Below are 3,693 nucleotides of genomic sequence, written 5' to 3' on the forward strand. Positions count from 1 at the left end.
CACCGCGCCTGCATCGCCGACGACCGGCACGGCATCGCGCGGTTCGTCAGCGAGTGCCGGCGCGAGATCGCCGCCTACGAACGCGACGGGTGGACCCGCGCATGAACCCGCACGCCCTGCGCCTGGTGCCGCCGCCCTCACCGCCCGTCGAGCACCGCCTCTGGACGCTGGCGAAGGCTGAGCACTGGGCCGAGGCGCGCGTGCGCGCGACGCCGGGCGGGCCTGAGCTTCGGATCCTCATCGATGGCGAGCTGTGGTGGTCGCAGCTGTTCCAGCCGGCGACCGAGGCGGGCCTCACCGACGCGGCGGAGCGGAAGCGGGAAGAGTTCGAAGCGAAGGGATGGGCTTTCGAGAGGGCTGGTACGAAATGAACGACTCTGGTACTCTTCCGCCCTGCCCGGTGTGCGGTCACCCGATCGTGCACATGGGACGGCTCGCGCCACATCGATTCGTGGCCGAGGATCTCGGCGGCGCCGAGATCTGCGTCGACTGCGCCCGGACGTTGGTTCCTGGCCAAGTCGCCGCGGCCGAAGAGTTCGAACACGCATTGCCAGACGACGAGTCCCCTTCATGAACCTGATCCAGCTTCCGCGGAGTGTCCAGTTCCTGTACGAAGAACATCTCGCTCGGCTTGAGTTCGAAGCCCTCGGCTGCCACGACATCGACCGGGTCGGCGATCGCTGGGATCAGATGACCGCCACCGTGAATGGCACGCGGTCAGCGCTGATCGATCGCTCCGCTTATCTCGGCACGCTCGATGGCACGCCCTCCGTCTACGAGCAGCTGACCAAGCCGAAGTATCAGGGTGGCCGCTTCAACCGGACGCGCTCGGTCAACCAGTACCTCACGCACTGGATCTATCCCTACCAGGGCAAGTTTCATCCACAGATGGTGCGCGGACTCTTCAACATCCTCGGCGTGAAGCGCGGACACGTGGTGGCAGAGCCCTTCCTTGGCAGTGGCACCGCCGCGGTGGAGGCCTCGCTGCTCGGCGCGCGCGTCGTCGGGGTCGATCTCTCGCCGTTGTGCGTGATGCTGGCCCGGGTGAAGACCACGGCCTGGTCCGCCGTCGACGACATTCGGCCGCGCGTCCACAAGCTCCTGGCCAAGGCGGCGCTGACCCTCGACGACGCGACGGCGACGAAGCGAGACGGCCAGGCCGTCAGCGACTTCCTCACGATCGCACGCATGGTGACGGCCAGCGACGTCGCACGCCGGGGCCGTGACGAGGTCGCCTCCCTGCGTAAGAACCTCGAAGCGATGCTCGAGTCGGTGGAAGCCTACGCGGCGGCTGTGCGCGAGTTCAACCTGCGCCCTGGTGCCGTTGATGTCGCGGTCGGCGACTGCCGCGATCTGCAGGCCGCTGGTATTCGCAAGAACTCCGTCGACGCGATCGTGACGTCACCGCCCTACTCGATCGCCCTCGACTACGTGAAGAACGACGAACACGCGCTCGCGCAGCTCGACGTCGAGATCCCCCACCTCAGGAACGTGATGACCGGGGTGCGTGGCCGCGGCGCTGCGCAGAAGCTGCAGCTCTACAACGATGACATGCAGGTGATGTTCCAGCAGGTCGCACGGGTCCTGAAGCCCGGCGGACGCGCGGCGTTCGTCATCGGCGACGCCACCGTCGACGGCGAGGAATACACCACGACCGAAGTCATGGCCTCGTGGGCCGTCACCGCCGGCCTACGCCTGGAGCGCACGATCCCCAAGATCGTCTTCGGGCTCTACTCGGTGATGAAGGACGAGGACATCCTCGTCTTCAGGAAGGAGTAAGGACGATGGCAGAGTTCCCCCTCAGTGCAGCGGCCGCGCGCGCCCTGGCGAAACCCGTGAACGGAAAGGGCGGCCACCAGACCCTCCTTCGGCGCCTGCAGAAGCAGACCGCCGACGGCGTGCTGACGGTCGCACCGTCTGACATGGAGAAGATGCTGCGTTACATGCTGTCCTACGGCGCAGGCGGCTTCCAGCAGCGCCTCGCCGCGGCCACGGGCCGCAAGGCGCCTCGAACCACGAAGAAGCGGTAGACCCCGTCAGGCCGAGCGCGGCCACCCCCGGGGTGGCTCCCTCCCGCGCTCTGGCACCTGTCCCCATGACCGTCTATCGCGCGAAGGATCGCCGCACCCGCGGCGCCGACGGCAAGCCGCAAGACAAGGCCTACCGCTACGACTTCCAGTACCGGGGTCGCCGCTACGTGTCGCCGCGCACGTTCCCCACGAAGGCCGAGGCCGAGTCGGCCGAAGCCGAGCGCCGCCGGCAGCTGCGCCGCGCGGCCGCCGGCCTCGAGGTGGCAGAGGCACAGGTCACGCCGTTCATTGCCGACTGGGCCGAGGTCTACTTCGCGTTCCTCAAGGCGCGCGGCCGCGTGTCAGACCTGCGGTCGATCGAGCACGTGCTGCGCGTCGTGCTCCGGTTCTGGGGCCGCCGGCCGCCCGGCGAGCTCAAGCCTCATGAGCGCGGTCCCTACCACGACCTGCGCCTGGCCGACCCGATCACCGACCCGCGCCACCTGCTCGCCTTCGAGGACTGGATGCTGCAGCGGAAGGTGGCCGGCACGACCCGCAACCACTACCGGACCGCGATGTCGCGCCTCTACGCGATCGCCATGCTGCCGCAGTACCGGTCCCAGACGCGGGTGACGATGAACCCGTTCCTCGGCCTGATGCGCGACCGCGTGCGCCGGCGGACGGTGACCATCACGCTCGACCAGCTCCGGGCCATCGTGCGCGAGGCGGCGCCGCACCTGCGGCTGGCCATCGCGATCGGCGCGCTGGCGCCGAAGCTGCGCCTGGCCAACATCCTCGGCCTGCAGTGGGGGCACATCGCGCCCGACTTCTCGACCATTGTCGTGCAGGAGCACAAGACGCGCGGGCAGACCGGGCAGCCGCTGGTGGCCACCGTCTCGCCGCAGCTGCAGGACATCCTCCGCGCGGCCCATGCCGAGCGTTCGCCCGACGTGGCGCACGTCATCCACTACCACGGCCGCGGCCTGCGAAAGACGATCGAGGTCGGGCTGCGGCTGGCGTGCGAGGCCGCCGGCGTGCCCTACGGCCGCGACCGCGACGGGGTGACGTTCCATACGCTCCGGCACATGTCGGCGACCATGATGGCCGCCATGGGTATCGCGGAGGGCCTGCGGAAGGAGGCCATGGGGCACCTGTCCCTGTCGACCACCCAGTGGTACACGCACCTGGCGCCCGAACACGAGCGGGCCGCGCTCGAGCAGCTCTCGCAGGCGCTGCCGATCCGGGATCTGCTGGTGGGACCCGAGGTGGAAGTCGAGGGCCGATCCGTGCCATTACGGCGCGCCCAGACGCCACGCCGGGCCAAGCGCTGATCGCCTTGTTTCAGGCGGGGCCACGCGCTACACTGCGGGTCTCCGCGAGGTGCCCGCGGATAGCCCTATTCGCGTCAGCGATCCTCCCCACACGGCACCGCGGGGCACCCTACGCAAGGCGCTAACTCACGACAGATGCAAGGCTTACGGCCACCGCTCACCCCGGTGGCCGTTTCGCATTCTGGGCCACTGGTGGGACTGGCGGTGAGACTGACGCCACGATCTACACTTTCCGCTTGACGTTCGTTTATCAATCGGTATACGATTTATTCATCGACGGTCGCTGAATCAACGGCGACCTTCCGTCAGGAGAAATCCGATGGCTCTCGCCCTCGTCACTGCGCCCCGCGCCG

General features: G+C 68.5%; 4 protein-coding genes. All 4 read left to right on the top strand.

Going from position 1 to position 3,693, the window contains the following annotated elements:
- Positions 1-89 precede the first annotated feature (89 nt).
- The 4 genes from Q0C41_RS30575 (at position 90) to Q0C41_RS30590 (ending at position 3,340) form a co-directional block, all read left to right on the top strand.
- On the top strand, positions 90-371 hold the full coding sequence (locus Q0C41_RS30575) for a hypothetical protein (RefSeq protein ID WP_291990689.1): 282 nt from the start codon (positions 90-92) through the stop codon (positions 369-371).
- 199 nt (positions 372-570) lie between these two features.
- The gene (locus tag Q0C41_RS30580; protein WP_291990691.1) at positions 571-1,779 is read left to right on the top strand and encodes a hypothetical protein; all 1,209 of its coding nucleotides are present in this window, start codon (positions 571-573) and stop codon (positions 1,777-1,779) included.
- Positions 1,780-1,784: 5 nt separating this feature from the next.
- Positions 1,785-2,030 (top strand): hypothetical protein, encoded by a 246-nt coding sequence (locus tag Q0C41_RS30585; protein ID WP_291990693.1) that lies wholly within the window; start codon positions 1,785-1,787, stop codon positions 2,028-2,030.
- Between the two features lie 65 nt (positions 2,031-2,095).
- The gene (locus tag Q0C41_RS30590; RefSeq protein ID WP_291990695.1) at positions 2,096-3,340 is read left to right on the top strand and encodes a tyrosine-type recombinase/integrase; all 1,245 of its coding nucleotides are present in this window, start codon (positions 2,096-2,098) and stop codon (positions 3,338-3,340) included.
- Positions 3,341-3,693 lie beyond the last annotated feature (353 nt).

The sequence above is a fragment of the Luteitalea sp. genome, assembly GCF_022842525.1.
In the GTDB taxonomy this organism is placed as follows: Bacteria; Acidobacteriota; Vicinamibacteria; order Vicinamibacterales; family Vicinamibacteraceae; genus Luteitalea.

Excerpts from the sequence above, each read along its gene's own strand:
- Q0C41_RS30580 (WP_291990691.1), top strand. The coding sequence starts at position 571 with ATGAACCTGATCCAGCTTCCGCGGAGTGTCCAGTTCCTGTACGAAGAA.
- Q0C41_RS30585 (WP_291990693.1), top strand. The coding sequence starts at position 1,785 with ATGGCAGAGTTCCCCCTCAGTGCAGCGGCCGCGCGCGCCCTGGCGAAA.
- Q0C41_RS30590 (WP_291990695.1), top strand. The coding sequence starts at position 2,096 with ATGACCGTCTATCGCGCGAAGGATCGCCGCACCCGCGGCGCCGACGGC.